Origin of the sequence: Arthrobacter sp. N199823 (assembly GCF_002929705.1) — a bacterium.
GTDB lineage: Bacteria > Actinomycetota > Actinomycetes > Actinomycetales > Micrococcaceae > Specibacter.
In genome coordinates this window covers 1-20,231 of record NZ_PJIN01000001.1, presented here as the reverse complement: position 1 = coordinate 20,231, position 20,231 = coordinate 1, and the positions used below count along the sequence as shown (strand labels likewise).

The following is a 20,231-nucleotide window of genomic DNA, read 5'->3' as shown; positions in this document are numbered from 1 at the left end:
GGCTATTTCGACTTGTCAAGACCCCGCATTCCCTTTTGCTCTAGAGGGTCATTTGCAACAATGAAGGGCACTAAACAGTCAGCAATTGTCGCTGATTCTGGCGCGTTTATGGCGAGTCGGTCGAAACTGCCGCACCGGCCTGTTGGGAGACCTCGGTGTAGCCAGTCAGCCCCGATCCCATAGTGAGTGCTGATGCTTTATCGACGCCGAGCTCGCGAGTCTGTTGTCCTTAGAACTTAGGATTAGCAATGGCCGTATTCCACCACTTTTCACAACTCTGCATAAACGCCTAGAACGCGGGGCAGTATGGGGGAAATTGGCGATACTCAGTCAAACTCACTTGCACAAGATTGCATGGTTTCCGGTGGGTAAACGGTGAGCGACACAATGAGAACCTGAACAGGCTACTGCCGGGGCTGATGAGCTTGATAGTAATCAATGGCCGCCGGCGGGATCCGCCACAGGCTGGTCCGGCCGCCCGTCTTGTAAGCACCCTTCAATACCTGGGTGCGGCAATGAATCACAATGATGCGGACCGGCTCCTCCAACATCTCGGCAACCTGGGCTGGCGTGTAGCCACGGGCGCTCATGCCTGGGGCTGTCTTCTCTGTGGTCATACTGCAAATTAGTCCGTTTCCAAACAAGTCTGTGTCGGGATCGACACGGAATCCAAGGCGCCTCCCACAGCTCCCGACCTCACTGATGAGTACCACGAGGCAACCCGCGACGACGCATATGGAGCAGCCCCCACCCTTCACCGGATGGGGGCTTTTTGCTGTCGGCACCTATTGCCTGACATTAAGATAGCTTGGCTGATCCAGTCCATGATTCATCCGATGATGAGTAATTCAGCGTGCAGCTGTATCGGGTTTGGATCATTGCACCAAAGCTATTCTGAGACTCAACAGTTCCGCTCGAAGTCCATGAGCTACCCGCGCCACTGGCGACCTGGTTGCTGAACTTCGCGGACGAGGGTGACTTTAATTTGTCCTTGACGAACTGCTGACACATGTACTGAGCATCGGATTCGTCGGCGGTCTTGTCGCTGCCGCCATTCATGACAGCCACGCATCCACCCACGATCAGGACCAACACAACGGCAACAGCGCCGAAGCACCCGAGGAATCCTTTTTCAAAGCCAGTCATCGGCCTGCGGGTAAGTGTGAGCGTGTTACCGTTCCGCTCTCCGACTATGAATCCTGACTTAGTTATCTGCGCGTAGACGTCCTCGTTGTTGTCCGCTGACTGGATTGTGCGGAGCTTCTTGGTGCCCTCGAAAATATCGATGTCGCGGACTACAGCCATTGACTGGTTGGCGCCCTCGCCAATCAGTCGCTCGACTGGCCAACCTACATGCGCTTCTAGTTTTTCTTTCGCCACGGTTCCCCCGATGTATTGCCTGATGATGCGCTGATTCTAGCCAGTGGGTGCTGCGTTGAGTGAATCGTGACGGTCCCGCCGCCACTGCTTCCATTGACCGGACTGTCCATGTGGCCCGGTCCTGCCCGAGTATCAACTCGAAGGTGACCAGCGGTGTCCTGAGGTTGTGGCTGATCCTGGTTTGAACTTGCTACACCTCGACATCGATCCTCAGCGAGCCTCCCTTGGACGCCCGGGCTGCTGTCGAGCACCATGGCTGACGCTCGTACCAGCGCACGGGCTCCGCGCCCACGTGCCATGTCCTGCCGTCCCGGGTGAGCGACACCGGGGCGCCGTCCACCATTGCTACTTCGATACTTTCCATGCCGTGCACGCTACGGGCAGGCACTGACAAAGTAGGAGCCGGAGATCGTGGAAGCATGGCAGTCTGGCGCCGCAGCATGTGAGCCCCGCTCTAGACACAAGAAACGCCTTGCCCAAGTACCGGAATCCTGCTCTGCTAACAGTCCGTTCTCAGGCCTGTTCATGGCTCCCCCTCACGCCCATTGGTGAGCGCGGCCCAAGCGCCAATCAGGGAAGGTCAATCCACCATTTACCCACCGGAATGGCCAAATATCCGCCAGCATAATTTCACCCCAATCTATCAACCAACCCTTGGGCCGACCCGCGTTCACCGCACGGGTCACCGTCGCGCTTCTTTGCGCCGCGTGGAAGGCTACCCTCTGCGGTACTCAAAGCGTTTTTCTCAGGACAGCACGACGTTCTTCTGCTCCCTCGATAAATTTGACTGCGATGTAGTCGTCATGAGTCGTCATATGCTCTTTGGTTAGCCCTAGCACTGCATCGAACACTTCGTCATAGATTAGTTCTAGTGAGAGTGCCAACGGCAACGGCGTGTGAGCGGGGTGGAATATGAAAGTAGTGTTCTCGAACCTTGGCTGCAGCATTATGTCGAGATTGTCATAGGGCCTGCGAAATTTGACGGTTAACACCGCTGCCCCATCAACCATTCGGGCATCGTGCTGCGTAATGGTCAAGGCTTCAAGATGGTCAGCGTCGTGCTCAAAGTTTGCTCGCACGAGTGCGCGATCAGCGACAATCAGCTGCCTATGCTTGTCCGTATTGGACAGGTCCCTCAATATCGACATCATTCGGAACTCATCGTTGGGCTCACCAGATGCCGCAAAGGGTTGAGTTGCCTCGATCAATTCGCACTGCTCAGGAGTGAGCCACTTGCCGAGCTTCTTAATATGGCGTCTGAATAGTTCAGGCGTGTCGTCAATGGGATATTGAATTTGTCGCGCCTCACTGTCGCTTGGCGTGTGACCGTTGATTTCAGTCACGATGTGGAAGAGCGCGTTATCGAGACTGGAGCGAAGATTATGGACGATATCGCCCAATATCCAAGCCGCATCTGGCGGGTACGGCGTATTTATCTTGACTCGCCATTGCAACCTGATCCATCGGTCTGCAGAGTCTTCGTTGTTATCCACAAGCTCAAAGCTGTAAGGTTCTTCTGTTTCGCGCTTGGCTTGAAGATCGATTAGCTCTCGCATCAGAGTCCGAGTTCGAACCAGCTTCGCCCAGCATGGCGTAAGTTCAGTCACGCTAGTGTCCTCATGGTCTCTTTGGGAATTCGGGACGCTCAAGACCAGACTCGCGAGCATCCACCCATAATTGAGCAGAGACTTGGACGGCCTCTTGAACGAATTCATTCCGACGATCCGGGCTGCTTTGCCAGCTAACTGACAAGTCCCTCAGTCTCCGGGCAGCCGGGGCCCATGTTGATCTCGGAACGCTGGGATGGCCTTTTGCGAGAAGGACTGATGATTCGAGATCTTCGAATATTTCCATGTCAAGGGGATTCTTGAAATGGTTTAAACGCCAAGTCATTCCTGTGGTTTCGATGTCACGAAGGACTGCGGCATTTCTCTGGTGAACACCCCCGACTGTAGCCATTGGATTCGGGGCCCCAATAAACGGGTTGACTCTATCTTCCAGCAACTCAGTGAAGGCCCTTATATAAGGGGAAAGCGCTTCGATTTGGCGGCCAGTTTCCTGCTCGGCAATGGTTACCGTGGTGGCGCGGCGAGCTTCTTCAAGCTGACGTTGCGAAGTCTTCCAGGCTTTCCAAGCGAAGTACGCCAGCCCCAGTGTCGCAAGCATAGTCGCCCATGCGCCCAACATTGTCCACAAGTCGAGCCATTCGAGGGGTGGCATACTGCAAGACAATGATTTAGGCTCTACCGAGTTTGGTTCAACCTTGCATGTCAAAGTATCTGTGCGGATCACGGTTTAGTAGATCGCCATCACGCGTATCTCAATGGCTGGGCCTTGAGCTGATTTAGCTTCGTCAAGGTCAATGTCCATCATTTCGTTCACGCCTTCGAGCATTTTATCGAGCCCTTGCTTCTGCATCATACGACGCATTGAACGGTCCACGTCTGGAAGTATCCATCGGTCGAACGACATGCTCGCATTCTCGTTGACGATCCGCTCCACTGTCCCGAAGACCGAAACATCTGCTTCGATATCATCGAAGCTGTTTGTTCGAAAGAAATGACTGTGATCGATGGATAAAAATACTCGTGTTTCCGAGTCTGAATCGAGTTCGAGTTCGAATAGCTGCCGCTTTGGGATGCTTGCGCCGGCTAGCATGTTGGCGGCCATAGTAGCCTGCTGAGCTGCAGAGATCTTGCCCTTGGCTGCAGCGACCACAGGAATAATTTTCGATAGGATGCTCCCAACCTCGCTGGCAGCACTAAGTTTCAAAGAGCCCTGTAGCTCAATGACATCGCCTTTCGTTACGGACAAAGAAAGATCGACCTCGGTTTTTAAATCGTTGCTGCGGTCAACTTGATCGATGACATCATTCATCATGCGAAGTGGCTTCGCCGGAATTTCGTACGATGTCTGAAATGCAGCGACCATGTCATCTGAGCCGTCTATCAGCCCGGATTTTGCGCTACCGGTTACCGTTGATGGCCGGGTGCCGGATTCGGTCACTTTAGCCTCAAGGTCGTAGGGTACGCCGAAATAATCCGCCGCGTTCTGCATAAGCGCTTGGTCCAGATAAATCGGGTTTCGCATGGGCATTTTTGCAACCTTCCTTATGAGGCTGCAGGAATTCCGCTAGCCACGGTCTGATCCTAGTTCGTGCTACTGACAAACATCCGCTGGCACAAGTGAATTGGCATTTGTGCCCCGTACCCAGTCGGTGGAGGTGAGCGTGATGCGGTCCAGTTAGTTGCGCCGTGTCGGATCTGGAGCTCTATGGTGCCGGGGCCGTGGGTGAGGTGCCCGAGTTCGGCACCGAGACTCCACAAGTGCTCGTTGGTCAGGATTCTGCCGCCGCTGCTGTACTCGGTTTGCTTCCCGATGCTGGCGCCGCTGAGGTGTTTGGCTTGCATTGGGGCTCTCACTGAGATCGGGTTCCTTTCAAACTTTCCTGTCGCACCAGGTCATCTACCGGGTAGATCGGTTTAGGCAGTGGCCAAGGTGCAGGCCCGCCCGATTGAAGTCGGGCGCGGCGCCGCTCTGCCAGTCGAGGAACATCCCGCTAACAATTTATTCTCAGGTTGGTTGTCAGCATTGATTCTCGGCTATTAGTAGGCGAGCAACGTGCGCCCACAGATGCAGAAACCATCCACCGTCTACCCACAGGAATGGGCAAATATCCGCCAGCATGATTTCAGCCCAATCTATGAACCAACCCTTGGGCAGACCCCCGGCTGTGACTTTGAAGAGAGCCCCAAAAGGTAAGTCACAGCTGATGATACAGATCGCTTGCAAGCTAACGGGAGTTGGCTCCGTAGAGCTTGAGTACGGCTTTCAGATCGCGATCTCCAACATGAATTTCTTGTTCAGAGACAACAGCGATGGGGTCGCCAGAGAGTCCCAGGTCGCGGCGTCTGAGCCAATAGGCCCAGCACTTACTTGTTCCGTATTTCGAGTGGAACTTGATGCCATCGGCATAGCCGCCGTCGTCCAGGACTTGCTCTCGAATCCACTCGGCAATCATGGTGGTGGCCAGGCGGTTGTTACCGGTGAATGTGCCCAAGGTAATTTCAGGCTCACCGATACTGGCTAAGGCCACACCGAGCTCCCGGTTGAGTGCAGCGATGGAGACTGCGTCTGTGAGATCAACCCATTGGGCGGTGGCTGGCACTTGGAGCTTGTACATGAGCCGGCCATCGCGCCAACTGGCGGGAAGCCAGCCGGGGACCATATTGCCATTGGCAACCCAGTCATCCTCGACCATTTGTTGGGCTTCAGCCAGGGTTTTCCCGAAGTGTTCAGCAGCAAAAGCAATTGCAGAACGAAACTCGGCGCTGAGCCGAATAGGTGCCAAAGTCTCTAGGAAAGCCGTGCGTCTGGTGTCAGCAATATAGACAGTCGACCCCACAGTGTCGAAGCGAGACCAAGCAGCACGATCCTCCGTTCCCAGGGGCATCGGCGCGTGAGGGAGGGGCGACAGGGCCCCGTAAGAGCTCTTGGCTATCCGCCACCCAACCAGCGGCTGCGTTAGAACGGTGAGGCCGGTGGTTTTACATACGCGCTTCATCCAGCGAAGCTATCCTCGATCATTGCCTGAGCGGCCGTCATGACCTTTCTCGATTCAAGGTTGCTGATCGCTTCAATGGGTGAAATCTCATCCAACCATGGGTTGGAGCCGATGAACCACAATCTTGCAACGTGCTCGCCTTCGTTCGCGGACACAGCAGTCCACGCCCTGTGGGCCAGCAACAGTCTTTGCACTGCCTCTGGCCGGGGTTCGGGACCGTTTTCACGGGCCCACTTGTAGCTGACCCGAGGATCCTTGCTTCCTGTAAGAGCCGCCACCAAGGTTGCCCCGAGTGCGCCGTTGAGTTGCCTCACGACTTCACGGATCCCAAGACGCGCAGTTCCAGCGAACCCTGCATTCGTAATAGTTGCAATGCTCATGATTCCCCTAGTCGTAGTGGTGGTATCTCCACCCTACCTCTCCGAAGGAGGCTTAATCCACTAAAAAGCCACCAATAATCCAAAGTATAGGAAATGGCTCTTCTGCTCGGTGCCCCAGTCTCGCCCCGCACCGTGACGGGCTAACGCTCTCTTGTGCCGGCCCGCACCGCGGCAGAAATGGCTGACCTGAAACGCGGGGTTCCAATGGCGAACATTGGCGAATGCCAGTATCACGGCAGTTTAGTCGCAGATCCCGAATCCACTTTGGCTTGCCTACGTGAGATCTAACCGACGAGATACAGAGTATTGAGGTCGTAATTCCCGGCGTTGCCTAGCCTGGAATATCCGCACCACCAAAGGGAAGCAACTCCTCAAACAGCTGTATCCATGCCGCTTCAGACACCATAAGGTGCCTCATCAACGTCAGCTATAGAGCACCCACACGGCGCAATGACAACAAATGAGAAGATGCCGCCGACTTCTTCGCCACCGACGCCTCGGGACCCGCCGACATTCCCTGATCTGGGCAAGGCACGTCATAAGCCGAAAGGTCCGCACAAAGGCCAGAAACCGCTCCCGCCAAAGGGGAAAACGGGCTTCAATCTGGAGGGTTTATGGCGGGTTTGTGGCGCGTTAAGCTGAAAATGACCCCTAAAAGGGGCCATTTCCACACCCAAAAACCGCGTGTTTCCGGGCTTTCTGGGCCCCCTGTCGGATTCGAACCGACGACCCCCGCTTTAGGCTGAGAGGATGATTTTGACTTGCCAATACTCCGCATTATCGTTTGCTCTAGAGGGTCACTTGCAACAATGAAGGGTACTAAACAGTCGGCAATTGTCGCTGATTCTGGCGTGTTTATGGCGAGTCGGTTGTATCCTCTTGTTCGCCACCAACTGCAGACAGCTTCAAGTCAGACCCTCAGCATGCCATGCAACAGAATCCAGAAGAATCCTTACCGAGGTTGGATGCAAGAACGGGTATCCATGGTCTAATCGATTGTGACCGTTGCCAGTATGGCAGCACCCAAAGCGGGAAGATCATCCCTGAGATCGTCGAGCCGCAATAACCGCCGCCATACTTAAATCGAGCGTTCCCTTTTCTCCGACGATCCACCGCCTGCTGTTCCCTGCAAGCCGCGAATTTAGAGGAGCATCTTCAGCGAGGTCTTGACCGATCACAAGCAGTTGGGTCGGGGAGAGTGGAAAGGAGACTGTGGAGATTTCAGCACCGTCGGGTTGCCGCCAAAGGAGGACCCCGCCGTCTCCGGTTGCAAGGCCCATTTCTTCTCTTATCTGCCACGGCCAATGTTCAAGCCCAAGAGCGGTCAGCCTGAGGACATCCTGAAAGGACTGTGACAGGAGCAACATATCTCCGAGGGCAAGCTCTGCATCTTCGATTCGTCCTCCGGCTTTCAACACCATGGCGGGAACACGAATCTTAGTTTTATCCGCATACCTCCCCCGATCAAGGTGCATGTCAAGGAACGCGATGACGGCGCTTTGTTCAGCCGCCGTCAATGGGTCTCCGTTACGCAGTTTGACGATCGCCGGGGTTCCACTGTTTTCAATATGCGAGTAGTCCAACTCGAGGTCACGGGTGAGGATTTTGGCGTCGTAGCCGTAGCTTACGACTGTGGCTTTGTTGTATGAGGAGCGATACCCTCGACCGTCCTGGAGATCAAGCACGTCGACAATGTTCTTCGCGTCTGCCCACTCCCGGATATAGCCCTTTGACACCATGTGTGCAGCTTTCACAGTCATGAATGTACCTCCTCGCATCCCACGGTACCTGATCCGAATAATTCTCCGGCCTCCCCCCTGGTTCCCGAAGACATTCGCCGCCTCACATCGACTTAAAATGGCGCACTGAGGAATTGTTTTGCGGGCGCAGGTGCAACATCAACTGATCACAGGACACTGCCACGAAGCGATCAAATCCGCACCGGTGTGTCATAAACGGTCCGTTTTAGGAACAGCGGCGCAACAGGAGAAAACCAGCAGAGGCGGTCAAGGCCAGCTGCTGGGCATCGCCATCCAATGGAGCATGAGTGTGCCCTGCTATTAGTTGTTGGTTGCGCTGATTTCTTCGACCAAGGCTTCGACGCGACCCCTGATGTCGTCGCGGACCAGACGCATGCGTTCCATGCCTTCAATCCCACGTGCGGAGGGTTCATCGGTGTCCCAGTTGCGGATCTCAATCCCCGGGACAGGATCCACCACGGCCTCGCCGCCCAGGGTGATGATCAGACCGACATTGGCGAGCATCTCGGCCGTGATGGGCTTGGTTCGTTCGCCGCTGATGTCGATGCCGAGCTCAGCCAAGGATTCCACGGACTGGGCGTTAAGGGATGGCCCGGGTTTCGTTCCTGCGGTGTAGACGGTGACGGTGTCGCCCGCGAGGTGGCGCATGAAGCCACCGGCCATTTGAGACTTGCCACCATTTTTCACGCACACAAAGAGGACGCCTGGTTTGTTGCTCATCGAGTGGTTCTTCTTTCAGCCGTGGGAATGGAAGTGACGTTGCACATCGGGGGAAGGGATACCCAGGACCGGGACGGTTTGGGTGGTGAGGAGGCGGTGCATGAGGGAACCGGAGACGAGTTCATCGACTTTGGCCATGAAGCCCGGCCGGCGGGCACCGATGACGATGGTGGCGGCACCGACCGCTTCGGCCAGGCGGCCGAGGGCCAGAGCGGGGTCTCCACCAATGATCCGCAGGGACCAGTCCACCCCGTAACCGGCCGCTGCGGCAGCCAGAGATTCTTTGAGTTCTGCTGCCGCAATAGCGGTTTCATCGTCTGGTTCAATGACGGGTTCCAGTGAGATTGGCAGGACCTTGTTCCCTGGTGTCCATTCGATCAGGTAGCTGGCGGGGTCCACGAACGCCGCGATGAGTGGCACCGAGTGGCTTTCGGCCAGTTCCAGAGCCCTGGCCCACACTGCCGGGTCTTGATCGGGGATGACCCCGACAATGACCGGTGAACCGCTAAACCCTGCCCTGGCTGGTTGCTCGCTCATGATGCCCTCTTAGTTTTCCTTTTTGGCGGTAGTGAGTTCGGTGAGGAGTTCCCGGACCAGCAGGTCGATCTCGTCACGGATTTCCCGAGCCCCGGCCAAGTCCTTCATGGCCGGGTCTTCGATCTTCCAATCAAGATACTGCTTGCCCGGGTAGATCGGGCACGAATCCCCGCACCCCATGGTGACCACGACGTCGGCAGCCCGCACCACGTCATCGGTCAGGGGCTTGGGGAATTCCTCGGAAAGATCACTGCCAGCCTCCTCCATTGCTGCCATGACGGAGGGTTCGAGCTCGGCGACGGGTGCGGACCCTGCGGAGCGGACGTGCACAGCGCCCTGGGCGTGCTTGTTCAGCAACGCCGCTGCCATCTGGGAGCGCCCGGCGTTATGAACACACACGAAGAGAACTTCGGGCACGTCGTGAGCGATGGCGCCCTTGGCTTGGGCCAAGGCCCTGAGTCGGTCGGCAGCGAATCGGGCCGTGGTTGAAGCCAGGTAGGTCCGGATCCGTGATGTCCTGGCCAGGGCCGTGTAGGACTCAAAAACGTAGCGCTCGACTGTTTCGGCGGCGAAGATGCCCGTGAATTTCTGTGTCAGGTCTTCACTGATGCGCTCTAAGACGGCGGTGTCGTCCCTGAGGCCTGTCAGTACGCTCTTGCGGGGCTCGGTCATGGCTGACTCATTTCCTTTAGTCGGTGATGGTGGCGGAGCGGCCGTGGGCCAGTCCTGTAGGGATTCCGATAAGTACAGGTTCCGGGGCGGCGCAGCATGATGATGCTGCTTCCTGCGCCGCGGTGGTGTCTTCGGCCGGGGCACCGCACCCACCAACGGTGGGCAGGCCAAGAACGACGGGTTCCGGGGTGGAGCAGCAAGAATCTGCTGCCATGTCCTGTTCGGTGCCGGTGACTCCCGGGAGATCGCAGCTACCACCAAGATCGGTTGAGCAGACACCGGTTTCGGGCAGTTCGAGGTGGACCTGATCGGCGGCCATTTGGTCTCCGGCCACGGCGGCGACGATGGAGCGGACTTGCTCGTAGCCGGTGGCCATCAAAAAGGTCGGGGCGCGGCCGTAGGACTTCATCCCGGCAATGTAGAAGTCCTTGTCCGGGTGGGCCAGGACCTTGGCTCCGTGGGCTGGGACGGTGCCGCAGGAATGGAACTCGGGATCGATCATCGGCCCCAAATCTCGGGGTGCTTCCACGATCGGGTCTAGTTCCAGACGGATTTCGCGCAGGATGTCAAGATCGGGGCGGAACCCGGTGGCCGGGATCAGAAGGTCCACGGTCAGTGTCAGGTCCCCGTTCGGGGTGCTGCCAGTGACGGCCAATCCCTGATCCGTAGTGGAGAAGGCGGTGGTGGTGAAGGAGGTGTATAGCTCGATGTGCCCCTCTTCTACCAGGCCGCGTAGGCGGGTGCCGAGCTGGCCGCGGGCAGGTAGGCCGTCGAGGTCCCCGCCGCCGTAGAGGCGGGACGCGTCGGCCCCGCGCACGGCCCAGGTGATGCGGGTACCGGGCTCGTTCTTGGCCAGCTGGCCTAGGGAGATGAGGGTGTTCGCGGCGGAGTGCCCAGCTCCGATGACGAGCACGTGTTTGCCGGTGAAGCGGGCACGGTCAGCACCGGTGACATCAGCCAAGGGTTCGGTGATCAGGCCGGCCGCGATGGCTTCGGTCTCACCGGGGGCGGGCAGGCCGGCCTGGCCCAACGGGTTGGGCTGCGCCCACGTGCCGGAGGTGTCGATCACGGCGCGTACATGGTGATCAACCACGGTCCCGTCGGCGGTTGCGACGCGGACCAGGAAGGGCTGCTCGTTACGGTCGCGGGAGTGGGTTTTGTCCATGCCGAATCGGCTCACAGCCGTCACCGTCGAGGAGGTACGCAGCGCAGCGCTGATCGCCGGTACGGCAGCAAGGGGGTTGAGGTATTGCTCCACGAGTTCGGCGCCGTAGGGCAGGGCCGTGAGGCGCGGTTCGGTCCAGCCAGTGGGCTCAAGCAGGCGGCGGGACGCGGGGTCGATATTGTGCTCCCAGGAGGAGAACAGACGGATGTGTCCCCACTGGCGAATGGCCGCACCCACGTCGGCACCCTTTTCAAAGATCAGGGGTGTGATGCCGCGTTCGATCAGGTTCGCGGCCGCGGACAAGCCGATCGGGCCGGCGCCGATGATGGCTACTGGCAGGTCGTTTCGTTGGGTCGTCATGTTCGTGGTTCTCCTTGAGATATTCACAATTAGTTTCGTAAGCGGTTGCTGAGGGCCCTGCCAAGTGGTGTTTAGGCGAGGGCGGGTTCAGCGATGCTGGCCGTGGTGCTGTGGCGGTCATCCAAGGCAGCGAGGTAGCTCTTGGCGTCCAGGCCGGCGGCGGCCCCGGTTCCCGCTGCGGTGATGGCTTGCCGGTACCGGGAGTCCACGGCGTCGCCGCAGGCAAACACGCCCTCAAGGTTCGTGTGCGTCGTTGGTGCCTGAACCCGGATGTACCCGTTCTCGTCCAAATCGACCTGCCCTGCCACCAGCTCTGTGCGGGGCAGGTGGCCGATGGCGACAAAGACGCCCGTGACGGCCAGGTCCTCTTCGGTGCCGGTGATGGTGTCGCGGACGGTGACACCGGAAACCTTGTCTTCACCCTGGATGGCCGTAACGGCGCTGTTGTACTTGATGTGGATCTTCGGGTTCTCCATGGCCCGTTGCGCCATGATCTTCGAGGCCCGGAGCTCATCACGACGCACGATCAAGGTCACGGACTTGGCGAAGCGGGTCAGGAACGTCGCTTCCTCCATGGCCGAGTCGCCCCCGCCGACCACGACGATGTCGTGCTCGCGGAAGAAGAACCCGTCGCAGGTGGCGCACATCGACAGGCCGTGGCCGGTGAACTTCTTCTCTTCCGGCAGGCCGAGCTCCTTGTAGGCGGAGCCGGTGGCCAGGATGATGGTCGTGGCCTCGTAACGCTCGCCCGACGCGGTGGTCACCGTCTTGACGGGACCGGCCAAGGTGGTGGCGGTGACGTCATCGAAGATGATGCGGGCGCCGAAGCGTTCGGCTTGCTCTTGGAGGTTGTCCATGAGTTCGGGGCCCTGGATGCCGGCCGGGAAGCCGGGGAAGTTTTCCACTTCGGTGGTGTTCATCAGCGCCCCACCGGCGGTGACGGCGCCGGCGATGACCAGCGGCGCATGCCCGGCGCGGGCGGCGTAGATCGCGGCCGTGTAGCCGGCGGGGCCGGAGCCAATAATGATGATTTGTTCAGTCATGACAGGGCCCTTTTCTAGTTGGCGGGGAGAAGGTCGGCGATGAGGGCCTGGATGCGGGCCTTGATGTCATCCCGGATCGGGCGGACGGAGTCCACACCCTGCCCTGCCGGGTCTTCGAGTTCCCAGTCTTCGTAGCGCTTGCCGGGGAAGATCGGGCAGGTGTCCCCGCAGCCCATGGTGATCACGACGTCGGATTCCTTCACCGCGTCTGTGGTGAGAATCTTGGGGATTTCGGTGGACATGTCGATGCCCTCTTCCGCCATGGCCTCCACAGCGGCCGGATTAACCGAGGCGGCAGGCTGGGAACCGGCGGATCGGACCTCGATCGCACCGTTGGAGAGGGTGCTGAGGTAGGCGGCGGCCATCTGTGACCGGCCAGCGTTATGCACGCAAACGAAGAGTACGGAGGGCTTCTTGATGGTTTCAGTGTTGCTCATTGGATCATGCTCCTGAAGGAAAGTTTGAGGGACGTTGAGGCAAGGCGGCAATGGCTAGTTGGTGAAGAATCGTTTGCGTGCCCACAGGGCGACGTAGACCAGTGCAACCAGTACGGGCACCTCAATGAGGGGTCCGACGACGCCGGCCAGTGCCTGTCCGGAAGTGACACCATAGGTTCCGATCGCGACAGCGATGGCGAGCTCGAAGTTGTTGCCCGAGGCGGTAAAGGCCAGGGTGGTGGTCTTCGCGTAACCCAGGTTCAGGACCCTGCCGATCACCATGCCCGCGGCGAAGACGACCACGAAGTACACCAGCAGCGGAAGCGCGATCCTGACCACGTCCAGCGGCTTGGAGGTAATGGCTTCTCCCTGGAGTGCGAACAACAGCACGATCGTGAAGAGCAGACCGTACAGTGCCCAGGGGCCAAGCTTGGGCAGGAACTTGCCCTCGTACCAGTCACGGCCCTTGGCCTTTTCCCCAATCGTGCGGGTGAGGAAACCTGCCAGCAGCGGAATCCCTAAGAAGATCAGCACCGAGACGGTGATGGCCCAGAAAGAGAAGTCAGCCGACGTCGTCGGAAGTCCCAACCAGCCCGGGAGAACCTGAAGGTAGAACCAACCCAGTACGCCGAAAGCGAAGACTTGGAAGACGGAGTTGATCAACACCAGCACGGTCGCGGCCTCGCGGTCACCACAGGCCAGATCATTCCAGATCATAACCATGGCAATACACCGGGCAAGGCCCACAATGATCAAGCCCGTGCGGTACTCAGGAAGATCAGGAACGAAGATCCAGGCCAGGGCGAACATGAACGCCGGCGCCGCAACCCAGTTGATGATCAGCGAGGTGATCATCAGTTTCCGGTCCGCCAGAACACGACCGGTCTCGTTGTAGCGAACCTTCGCCAAGACCGGGTACATCATGACCAGCAGGCCGATGGCGATCGGCAGGGACACTGAACCAATCTTCACCGAGTCCAAGGCCGTGTTCAGGCCGGGAACGAAACGTCCCAACAGTAGCCCGGCAGCCATGGCGGCAATGATCCACACCGCAAGATAGCGGTCCAGAGTGGAGAGCTTGCCCATGACGGCGGCTTCGCCGGAAAAGGAAGGGGTGGTGGTCTTGGTACTCACAAGGCTCCTAGCCAGTTAAGCGTAAGATTGACGATTGTCGATACAAAAAGTATTCACCCCTATATCGACAATTGTCAATCTATGGGCATAATGGATACATGAACACTGCATTAACGATGGAGACCACCACCGAGCAAGTCTGTTGCGAACCCAGCGAACGCCCCGTGCTCAACGCCGCCGACGCCCAGGATTCTGCCCGAATTCTCAAGGCACTCTCGGACCCGAACCGGCTGCGGCTGCTCTCCATCGTCAAGGCGGGCGAGGGCGGCGAATCGTGTGTCTGTGACCTCACCGAACCCTTGGACCTGGGCCAGCCCACCGTTTCCCATCACCTCAAGATCTTGGTTGAGGCTGGCTTGTTGGAGCGGGAGAAACGAGGCACCTGGGCGTACTACTCGCTGGTACCCGGAGCACTCGAAGCAGCATCCGCGCGCATCCTGGGCCTGTGAGCGCCGAAATTCGGGAGATGATCCCGTCCGATTGGGCTGCCGTTGAACGGATCTATGCCGCCGGAATCGAAGGTGGCAACGCTACTTTCACTATCTCCACTCCGTCTATGGAGGACTTCTTCGCCGGTAGAATTCCAGGGCTCAACCTCGTCGCCACCAGTGCCGATGGCGCAGTGCAGGGATGGGCTGCCGCAACACCGACCTCGACCCGTGAGGTCTACCAAGGCGTCATCGAGCATTCCGTCTATGTGAATCCCGGAGCTGCCGGCCGTGGCATCGGACTTATTCTGCTCCAAGCCTTAGCCGAACGCGCGCGGGAACTTGGTTACTGGAGCATCCAGTCGTCGATCTTCCCTGAGAACTCCCCCAGTTTGGCCCTCCATGACAAGGCAGGCTTTCGGCGGATCGGCCACCGCGAACGCATAGCACACATGGACTACGGCCCCCACGCGGGAACCTGGCGAGACACCATCTTGGTGGAACAGAGACTGTAAGTACCATCCAGCATTGATGGCCATATTCCTGCACCCTCGAACCCCACCCACGAAGCTGCAAAGACCACGGAAGAAGCTAGCCGAAACAAATAAGTTGGATGCTGGATGTCTGGCTGGATGAACCGCACTAGCTATCTTCTGATCCTCCGGCATCGGATGCTGTCACGCCCATGGGGAGACAAAGGCCCCTGGTGTCCATACGGCAGGCCCCGTGCAACAATAACCCCATGACAGCTCGCCTTTACGACCTCTCTTCTTCTTGGACGTTCCCAAACAGTCAGCAGGAAGTTTGGGACGTCATTGCCGATCCAAATATGGCTTGGCCGGATTGGTGGCCTGGCTGCACATTGGCAAAGCCTCTGGAACGGGCACCTCACACGGGCACGTCAGCTGCGGACACACTGCTCGCAACTACAGCAACTTTGAATTTCAAGGCGTCGCTCGGCTACACACTGTCCGTCTCCTACCACCCAACCCTCGTCGACAGCCCCAATGAGATCCTCTTCGATGCCGGCGGCGATCTGGAAGGCGAAGGACGCGTCGTCCTCTCAACAATCGACAACGGTCAAACCCAAATGAACATTGAATGGCGCGTGCGGCCCACGAGCCGCTGGATGACATTCCTCAGCCCGATAGCAAGTCCGGCATTCACTTTTGCCCACGCTGCCCTGATGCGACGCGGCGAGCAGGGCCTCAAGGACTACTTAGCAAGGAAGACCGCCTAGAAAAAGTCAGCAATGTCAGACCCAGCTATGGTCAGGCGCAGCAGACAGACTTAGCATGAATTACACGGCGAATCACCGCAACCGCTGAACCAAGCTGATGGGTTCCAGACATGAAAGTCCGCCAGCAACACCAAAAGAGCTACCTCACCGCGGCTTACAATCTGACCATGGAGCAAGCGCGCGGCAAGGCAAGGGCCACATCGTGAGCGACAGGAAGATCCGCCACGAAGCCCGGGAAGCCAACCGGCAGCTCGAACTGGGCAACAGCCCCGACCTTCACAGCATCCAGACATGGCTCGAGGTCAAAAATGGGCGGCCTATCACCATCGTTGAACTGCCCGCACTAAACGGGGAGGACCTCTGCGGAATGTACGTTTCCTACGAACATCTCGACGTCGTCGTGCATGCCCCGCCACGTTCCACTTGGCAACGGCAGCAAATCATCCTGCACGAATTCGCTCACATGATTCTGAATCACCAGCTCACCGCCACGTCCTTGGAACTCGCGCAGCTTCCTGGATTCCCAGAAACCCCGCTAAAAGTGCTCGGCCGCACCAGCTTCGACGACGCCGCCGAAGCCACGGCAGAATACTTGGCAGACCTCCTCACAGCACGCATCCACCCCAGAATCCCTGAGCCGCCCGATGATCAGCCAGGGTTCAACAAGGTCTTTGGGTGATGGACTACGTACCAGCCGCGATGTTGTGGCTGCTCACGATCGTCAGGATCCCGACAGCCTCGGATAAAGAACGAGTCTCAATCCTGCGCGCGACATTCTTCGCTGCCCTTGCCTGCACCCTATTCATCCCTGCCGTCTACATGGCAATTGATCCCCTCCTCGGTGGACACAACCGGGTCGGGCTCCTACTGGTTCTGACGATCATTGCCGGGTTTTGGCAATTTCACACCGCCATGATCCTTGCAGTCTTCACCGATAAAGAACGACGGCGCCACCACCTCATGCGCGGACGATTAGGTTCCGCTGTGGCCGGCGCATGCGTCGTTATCGGATTCTCAACAAGCCATGTGGAAGTAACCAACCAGAACTTGCCGATCGCCTACGGCAACCAGCCAGGCATGCAATTGTTCCTGTGGGTAGGATCATCATTCATCATCTGGGTCTGTGCCGACATCGCACTAAATTGCCTGAGGTTCCTGCCCAAAATGGTCGGTAAATCCTTCAAATCCGGAGTCATCTGCTTCGCGGCCGGATGTATCCTGATGGCCTTGGCACTGGGTAACCGACTAGCGCTGGGGCTCATCGAAGAATCGCCCGCCCATACCAGCCCCTTCATCGGCGGACTCAACTGGTCCTTTACGATCCTCGAAAGTTTGGCCGTACTCTTGGTCAGTGTCGGCCTGATGCTGCCCCGCTTCCGCGAATCCACACACAATCTCCAACGCAGCATCCGATCCCGCTGGCTCATGGTGCTCTTGACTCCAGTCTGGCGCCGAAGCAGTACCGAACGAAAATACCTCCTCCGAAACCGCTGGACGCCACTCCTTGACCCTGTCGCCGGCCACACCACTGCCCACCTTCACCGCCGCGTCATTGAAATCCGCGACTGCCAGATGCGCGGCATGAGCCTGCTCCCCCGCGACCGTATCCTCGTCAACCAAGCAGAGCAACTCCTCCAAGGACACTAGATCTGCAACAAAGTGCGGTCATGGAGTTTTCACCCCCGCGAACCATGAAGGTGTGTAACTGGCATCTGCCGGCCGCACCAGCACGCGGAGGAATCATGGAAAAGCTCAGCATCAAAACCCCAGACGACTTCATCGCCCTCATGGGCCACAGTCTGGGATTCTGGCCCTCCGAAAGCCTGGTCTGCGTCATCCTGGATGACAAACGCATCGGCGCTACGCTCAGGGTCAACCTTCCGGGCCCCCGCACCGATACCAAACATTTCATTGACCAGGTAGTGCATCATGTCGGCACGGACCGCCAGGCCACCGGCGTCGTCTTCGGCATGTTCACCAACGAGACTTGGCCCCCCAACGAATCGCGCCCACACGAGGCCGTAATGGAGGAACTTACGGGCAGGCTCAGCCAACAGGGAGTGAGCGTCCGTGACGGCTGGCTGATTAGGGAAACCACCTTCACCAACTACCTGCGCATGGGCACCGCCGGCAGCGCCACTTACCCCCTGGACGGGGTGCTATCCAGTGAGCTCAATGCAGAGTTGGTCTTTCGCGGGTCCAGCATCGAGGCCTCCCCCGGGTTCCGCATCCCAGTGCTTGCCCGCCCGGCGCTCAGCACCGAAATCATGCGGCATTGCTTCAGGATCGAAGCCATGAACCCGCAAGCCGCCATCACCCGCGCCAGAACCCTGTGGAACAACATGCTCGATGGCGGTGGCGAACCTACCGACGACGAGGCCGCCGAGCTGATCGCGAACCTCAAGTTCATCAGTGTTCGAGACCGGCTCCTCGCCGACATCCCCGGCATCGATGACAGCATGCGTGACCTGCTCCTGGGCCAGACCAAGCAAAGCCCCCACTGGAAGCGAGTTGAGCGAGCCTCCGAGGTGCTGTTCCAGCTCTACCAGCGCACAGACGGTACCGATGCTGCCCCCGTTCTCACCAGTCTGGGTGTCATCCAATGGTGGGAAGGCCACGGCAGCAAAGCCCATGAGTGCTTTCAGCGAGCTCTGGAATCAGACCCTGAGTACCGACTCGCACAACTCACTGACTACCTGGTCCGCGAAGGAATCCTCTCCGATTGGGCTACCGACAAACAAACCGCCTACCAGCCGCCACATACCCGCGGACCCGAAATTGGCGGTTTGGGGATGGCATAACAGTTTTGCTAAGACCAAAAGGCTGCGGCGCAGCCAGGGTCGCGCCAGCCTTGATAGATGGCCAGGGTTTGTCGGCGGGCTGCTGCACTGCTATCAGGGAAATGGAGGCTGCCGCAAGTAGGGTCCTTACTTTTCACGGAGGGAACCCAAGAAACCCGTCTGCTGCCTGCTCCATGTCCCACAATCCTCCGGAGGAGATTCCACCATTGAGTGGAGCCGGACCAGCCATGACGAGATCATGATCAGCGGCAGCCACGAGCAGGCGCCCAAACTTGACGGCGCCATCCTCAACTTCCGCACATACAACAAGATGCAACCCTTTGTGTGACTCACTATGTCATCATCAAATTGCCAGCCTGCACCTGCCTGAGATCCATCGGGCAGGCCACAGGAAAACATTCGACGTGTCTCGATGACCAGGGAATCGGCCTGAGCGACCTCTAGACGGGTGGACTTTCCCCGCATTTCTTGACGGGCCCTTCTCCCTCAACAATAAAAACCCCTGCCGATGACGCCTGAATGACAGCTGCCACGACTTGACGACAATACCCCTAGGGGGTATGTTTGGGGTGTTGTCAGTGAAGTAGTTTGTCGCCGCCGTTGATCTTTCCGGTCGCCACTGCCGTTCAACCCACAACGCACAATTCATCCTCTTTCTAAGGACTCATCCGATATGTGCGGAACGAATAACCGTGAAGACCTCGACCTGACGCCCATCCAGGAGAGTTCCTGTGCGTGCTGCTCCACCCCGGCAATATCCGCCGAGCCAGCCGATACAACGGGGTCGGTTTATGAGCTGGAGGGGTTGACCTGTGGGCATTGCGTCCAGACCGTGGAGGAGTCCGTCCGCGCCGTATCCGGCGCAGATTCGGTGACTGTCACCCTGGTAGCTGGGTCCATTTCAACGTTGACAGTGGCCGGTACAGCAACACCGGAAATGGTCCGCGCGGCCGTTGTCACTGCAGGCTACACGGTCGTCTGAAGTTGGTTGACATTCACCGTTCCAATCCATCAGGGAGAATCATGGAAGCGCACGAGAAAACGCACAATCACGAACACCACACGATGACGCATCCGCAGGCAGCCACCATGGATCATTCGGCCATGGGACACGGAGGCATGGATCATGACGACCATGCTGTTCATACTGCAGGTCAGCATGCCGGGCACAGCACCACCATGTTCAAGAACAGGTTCTGGCTGACCCTGATCCTCTCGATCCCGGTAGTGTTCTTCAGCCCGATGGTTGGGCACCTGCTCGGATACACGCCGCCGCAGTTTGTGGGTTCAACCTGGATTGCGCCTCTACTGGGGTCCTTCATTTTCTTCTATGGCGGACAGCCCTTCCTCAAGGGCGGATGGCAGGAAATCAAGGCGCGGCAGCCAGGGATGATGCTGTTGATCTCCATGGCCATCACCGTGGCGTTCATCGCCTCTTGGGTAACCAGTTTGGGTATCGGCGGCTTCGATCTTGATTTCTGGTGGGAGCTGGCCCTGTTGGTCGCCATCATGCTGCTGGGCCACTGGATCGAAATGCGGGCCCTCGGCTCAGCCCGCGGCGCACTCGATGCACTGGCCGCATTGCTGCCCGATGAAGCGGAGCGGGTCAT

General features: G+C 58.3%; 23 protein-coding genes and 1 pseudogene. 9 read left to right on the top strand and 15 right to left on the bottom strand.

Annotated elements, in window-relative coordinates; translation table 11 throughout:
* Positions 1-404 precede the first annotated feature (404 nt).
* From CXQ93_RS00110 to CXQ93_RS00095, 5 genes are all read right to left on the bottom strand, one after another.
* The gene (locus CXQ93_RS00110; RefSeq protein WP_104108484.1) at positions 405-617 is read right to left on the bottom strand and encodes a hypothetical protein; all 213 of its coding nucleotides are present in this window, start codon (positions 615-617) and stop codon (positions 405-407) included.
* A 181-nt stretch (positions 618-798) separates the two neighbouring features.
* On the bottom strand, positions 799-1,380 hold the full coding sequence (locus CXQ93_RS00105) for a hypothetical protein (protein ID WP_104108483.1): 582 nt from the start codon (positions 1,378-1,380) through the stop codon (positions 799-801).
* A 190-nt stretch (positions 1,381-1,570) separates the two neighbouring features.
* Positions 1,571-1,744, bottom strand: coding sequence for a hypothetical protein (locus CXQ93_RS20550; protein ID WP_181035990.1), 174 nt, complete (start codon positions 1,742-1,744; stop codon positions 1,571-1,573).
* Positions 1,745-2,111: 367 nt separating this feature from the next.
* Positions 2,112-2,987, bottom strand: coding sequence for a hypothetical protein (locus CXQ93_RS00100; RefSeq protein WP_146073118.1), 876 nt, complete (start codon positions 2,985-2,987; stop codon positions 2,112-2,114).
* Positions 2,988-3,675: 688 nt separating this feature from the next.
* A complete protein-coding gene (locus CXQ93_RS00095) occupies positions 3,676-4,476 on the bottom strand; it encodes a hypothetical protein (protein ID WP_104108481.1) in 801 nt (266 codons plus the stop codon).
* A gap of 158 nt (positions 4,477-4,634) precedes the next feature.
* On the opposite strand from CXQ93_RS00095, the gene CXQ93_RS20545 reads away from it, so the two are divergent.
* Positions 4,635-4,805, top strand: a complete 171-nt coding sequence (locus CXQ93_RS20545) for a hypothetical protein (protein WP_181035989.1) — start codon at positions 4,635-4,637, stop codon at positions 4,803-4,805.
* Positions 4,806-5,173: 368 nt separating this feature from the next.
* Here CXQ93_RS20545 and CXQ93_RS00090 read toward each other — a convergent pair whose 3' ends face one another.
* From CXQ93_RS00090 to arsB, 10 genes are all read right to left on the bottom strand, one after another.
* Positions 5,174-5,944 (bottom strand): hypothetical protein, encoded by a 771-nt coding sequence (locus CXQ93_RS00090; protein WP_104108480.1) that lies wholly within the window; start codon positions 5,942-5,944, stop codon positions 5,174-5,176.
* Positions 5,941-6,324, bottom strand: coding sequence for a hypothetical protein (locus CXQ93_RS00085; RefSeq protein WP_104108479.1), 384 nt, complete (start codon positions 6,322-6,324; stop codon positions 5,941-5,943). Before CXQ93_RS00085 ends, CXQ93_RS00090 begins: the two co-directional genes overlap by 4 nt.
* Before the next feature lie 1,037 nt (positions 6,325-7,361).
* Positions 7,362-8,084, bottom strand: coding sequence for a hypothetical protein (locus tag CXQ93_RS00080; protein ID WP_104108478.1), 723 nt, complete (start codon positions 8,082-8,084; stop codon positions 7,362-7,364).
* Positions 8,085-8,384: 300 nt separating this feature from the next.
* Entirely contained in the window at positions 8,385-8,804 is a 420-nt protein-coding gene (locus CXQ93_RS00075) for a low molecular weight phosphatase family protein (protein WP_104108477.1), read from the bottom strand.
* 15 nt (positions 8,805-8,819) lie between these two features.
* Positions 8,820-9,341 carry a universal stress protein gene (locus tag CXQ93_RS00070; RefSeq protein WP_104108476.1) on the bottom strand — a complete coding sequence of 174 codons (522 nt, stop codon included), beginning with the start codon at positions 9,339-9,341 and terminating at the stop codon, positions 8,820-8,822.
* A 9-nt stretch (positions 9,342-9,350) separates the two neighbouring features.
* Positions 9,351-10,013 carry a three-helix bundle dimerization domain-containing protein gene (locus CXQ93_RS00065; protein ID WP_104108475.1) on the bottom strand — a complete coding sequence of 221 codons (663 nt, stop codon included), beginning with the start codon at positions 10,011-10,013 and terminating at the stop codon, positions 9,351-9,353.
* Positions 10,014-10,029: 16 nt separating this feature from the next.
* Positions 10,030-11,538, bottom strand: coding sequence for an FAD-dependent oxidoreductase (locus tag CXQ93_RS00060; RefSeq protein ID WP_104108474.1), 1,509 nt, complete (start codon positions 11,536-11,538; stop codon positions 10,030-10,032).
* Positions 11,539-11,609: 71 nt separating this feature from the next.
* Positions 11,610-12,581, bottom strand: coding sequence for a thioredoxin-disulfide reductase (gene trxB / locus CXQ93_RS00055; RefSeq protein WP_104108473.1), 972 nt, complete (start codon positions 12,579-12,581; stop codon positions 11,610-11,612).
* A gap of 14 nt (positions 12,582-12,595) precedes the next feature.
* Positions 12,596-13,018, bottom strand: a complete 423-nt coding sequence (locus CXQ93_RS00050) for an arsenate reductase ArsC (RefSeq protein WP_104108472.1) — start codon at positions 13,016-13,018, stop codon at positions 12,596-12,598.
* A 54-nt stretch (positions 13,019-13,072) separates the two neighbouring features.
* Positions 13,073-14,104: an ACR3 family arsenite efflux transporter gene (gene arsB, locus CXQ93_RS00045; RefSeq protein ID WP_104109122.1), complete on the bottom strand. Its 1,032-nt coding sequence runs from the start codon at positions 14,102-14,104 to the stop codon at positions 13,073-13,075.
* 146 nt (positions 14,105-14,250) lie between these two features.
* Here arsB and CXQ93_RS00040 point away from each other — a divergent pair, with 146 nt between their 5' ends.
* From CXQ93_RS00040 to CXQ93_RS00005, 8 genes and pseudogenes are all read left to right on the top strand, one after another.
* The gene (locus tag CXQ93_RS00040; RefSeq protein ID WP_104108471.1) at positions 14,251-14,601 is read left to right on the top strand and encodes a metalloregulator ArsR/SmtB family transcription factor; all 351 of its coding nucleotides are present in this window, start codon (positions 14,251-14,253) and stop codon (positions 14,599-14,601) included.
* Positions 14,598-15,095, top strand: coding sequence for a GNAT family N-acetyltransferase (locus CXQ93_RS00035; protein ID WP_374953375.1), 498 nt, complete (start codon positions 14,598-14,600; stop codon positions 15,093-15,095). The genes CXQ93_RS00040 and CXQ93_RS00035 overlap by 4 nt, the downstream gene beginning before the upstream one ends.
* Before the next feature lie 227 nt (positions 15,096-15,322).
* Positions 15,323-15,820 (top strand): SRPBCC family protein, encoded by a 498-nt coding sequence (locus CXQ93_RS00030; protein ID WP_181035988.1) that lies wholly within the window; start codon positions 15,323-15,325, stop codon positions 15,818-15,820.
* A gap of 202 nt (positions 15,821-16,022) precedes the next feature.
* Positions 16,023-16,499 carry a hypothetical protein gene (locus tag CXQ93_RS00025; protein ID WP_104108469.1) on the top strand — a complete coding sequence of 159 codons (477 nt, stop codon included), beginning with the start codon at positions 16,023-16,025 and terminating at the stop codon, positions 16,497-16,499.
* A complete protein-coding gene (locus tag CXQ93_RS00020) occupies positions 16,499-17,467 on the top strand; it encodes a hypothetical protein (protein ID WP_146073117.1) in 969 nt (322 codons plus the stop codon). Before CXQ93_RS00025 ends, CXQ93_RS00020 begins: the two co-directional genes overlap by 1 nt.
* Positions 17,468-17,487: 20 nt before the next feature.
* Positions 17,488-18,621 (top strand): DUF4192 domain-containing protein, encoded by a 1,134-nt coding sequence (locus tag CXQ93_RS00015; RefSeq protein WP_104108467.1) that lies wholly within the window; start codon positions 17,488-17,490, stop codon positions 18,619-18,621.
* Between the two features lie 673 nt (positions 18,622-19,294).
* Positions 19,295-19,603, top strand: coding sequence for a heavy-metal-associated domain-containing protein (locus CXQ93_RS00010; RefSeq protein WP_104108466.1), 309 nt, complete (start codon positions 19,295-19,297; stop codon positions 19,601-19,603).
* Positions 19,604-19,644: 41 nt separating this feature from the next.
* Positions 19,645-20,231: pseudogene (locus CXQ93_RS00005) on the top strand (heavy metal translocating P-type ATPase); the annotation flags it as partial.

Bases quoted from the DNA above. Each gene is read 5' to 3' on its own strand.
- CXQ93_RS00110 (WP_104108484.1), bottom strand. From the start codon at position 617: ATGACCACAGAGAAGACAGCCCCAGGCATGAGCGCCCGTGGCTACACG.
- CXQ93_RS20550 (WP_181035990.1), bottom strand. From the start codon at position 1,744: ATGGAAAGTATCGAAGTAGCAATGGTGGACGGCGCCCCGGTGTCGCTC.
- CXQ93_RS00095 (WP_104108481.1), bottom strand. From the start codon at position 4,476: ATGCCCATGCGAAACCCGATTTATCTGGACCAAGCGCTTATGCAGAAC.
- CXQ93_RS00090 (WP_104108480.1), bottom strand. From the start codon at position 5,944: ATGAAGCGCGTATGTAAAACCACCGGCCTCACCGTTCTAACGCAGCCG.
- CXQ93_RS00085 (WP_104108479.1), bottom strand. From the start codon at position 6,324: ATGAGCATTGCAACTATTACGAATGCAGGGTTCGCTGGAACTGCGCGT.
- CXQ93_RS00080 (WP_104108478.1), bottom strand. From the start codon at position 8,084: ATGACTGTGAAAGCTGCACACATGGTGTCAAAGGGCTATATCCGGGAG.
- CXQ93_RS00075 (WP_104108477.1), bottom strand. From the start codon at position 8,804: ATGAGCAACAAACCAGGCGTCCTCTTTGTGTGCGTGAAAAATGGTGGC.
- CXQ93_RS00070 (WP_104108476.1), bottom strand. From the start codon at position 9,341: ATGAGCGAGCAACCAGCCAGGGCAGGGTTTAGCGGTTCACCGGTCATT.
- CXQ93_RS00065 (WP_104108475.1), bottom strand. From the start codon at position 10,013: ATGACCGAGCCCCGCAAGAGCGTACTGACAGGCCTCAGGGACGACACC.
- CXQ93_RS00060 (WP_104108474.1), bottom strand. From the start codon at position 11,538: ATGACGACCCAACGAAACGACCTGCCAGTAGCCATCATCGGCGCCGGC.
- trxB (WP_104108473.1), bottom strand. From the start codon at position 12,581: ATGACTGAACAAATCATCATTATTGGCTCCGGCCCCGCCGGCTACACG.
- CXQ93_RS00050 (WP_104108472.1), bottom strand. From the start codon at position 13,018: ATGAGCAACACTGAAACCATCAAGAAGCCCTCCGTACTCTTCGTTTGC.
- arsB (WP_104109122.1), bottom strand. From the start codon at position 14,104: ATGGGCAAGCTCTCCACTCTGGACCGCTATCTTGCGGTGTGGATCATT.
- CXQ93_RS00040 (WP_104108471.1), top strand. From the start codon at position 14,251: ATGAACACTGCATTAACGATGGAGACCACCACCGAGCAAGTCTGTTGC.
- CXQ93_RS00030 (WP_181035988.1), top strand. From the start codon at position 15,323: ATGACAGCTCGCCTTTACGACCTCTCTTCTTCTTGGACGTTCCCAAAC.
- CXQ93_RS00020 (WP_146073117.1), top strand. From the start codon at position 16,499: ATGGACTACGTACCAGCCGCGATGTTGTGGCTGCTCACGATCGTCAGG.
- CXQ93_RS00015 (WP_104108467.1), top strand. From the start codon at position 17,488: ATGGAGTTTTCACCCCCGCGAACCATGAAGGTGTGTAACTGGCATCTG.
- CXQ93_RS00010 (WP_104108466.1), top strand. From the start codon at position 19,295: ATGTGCGGAACGAATAACCGTGAAGACCTCGACCTGACGCCCATCCAG.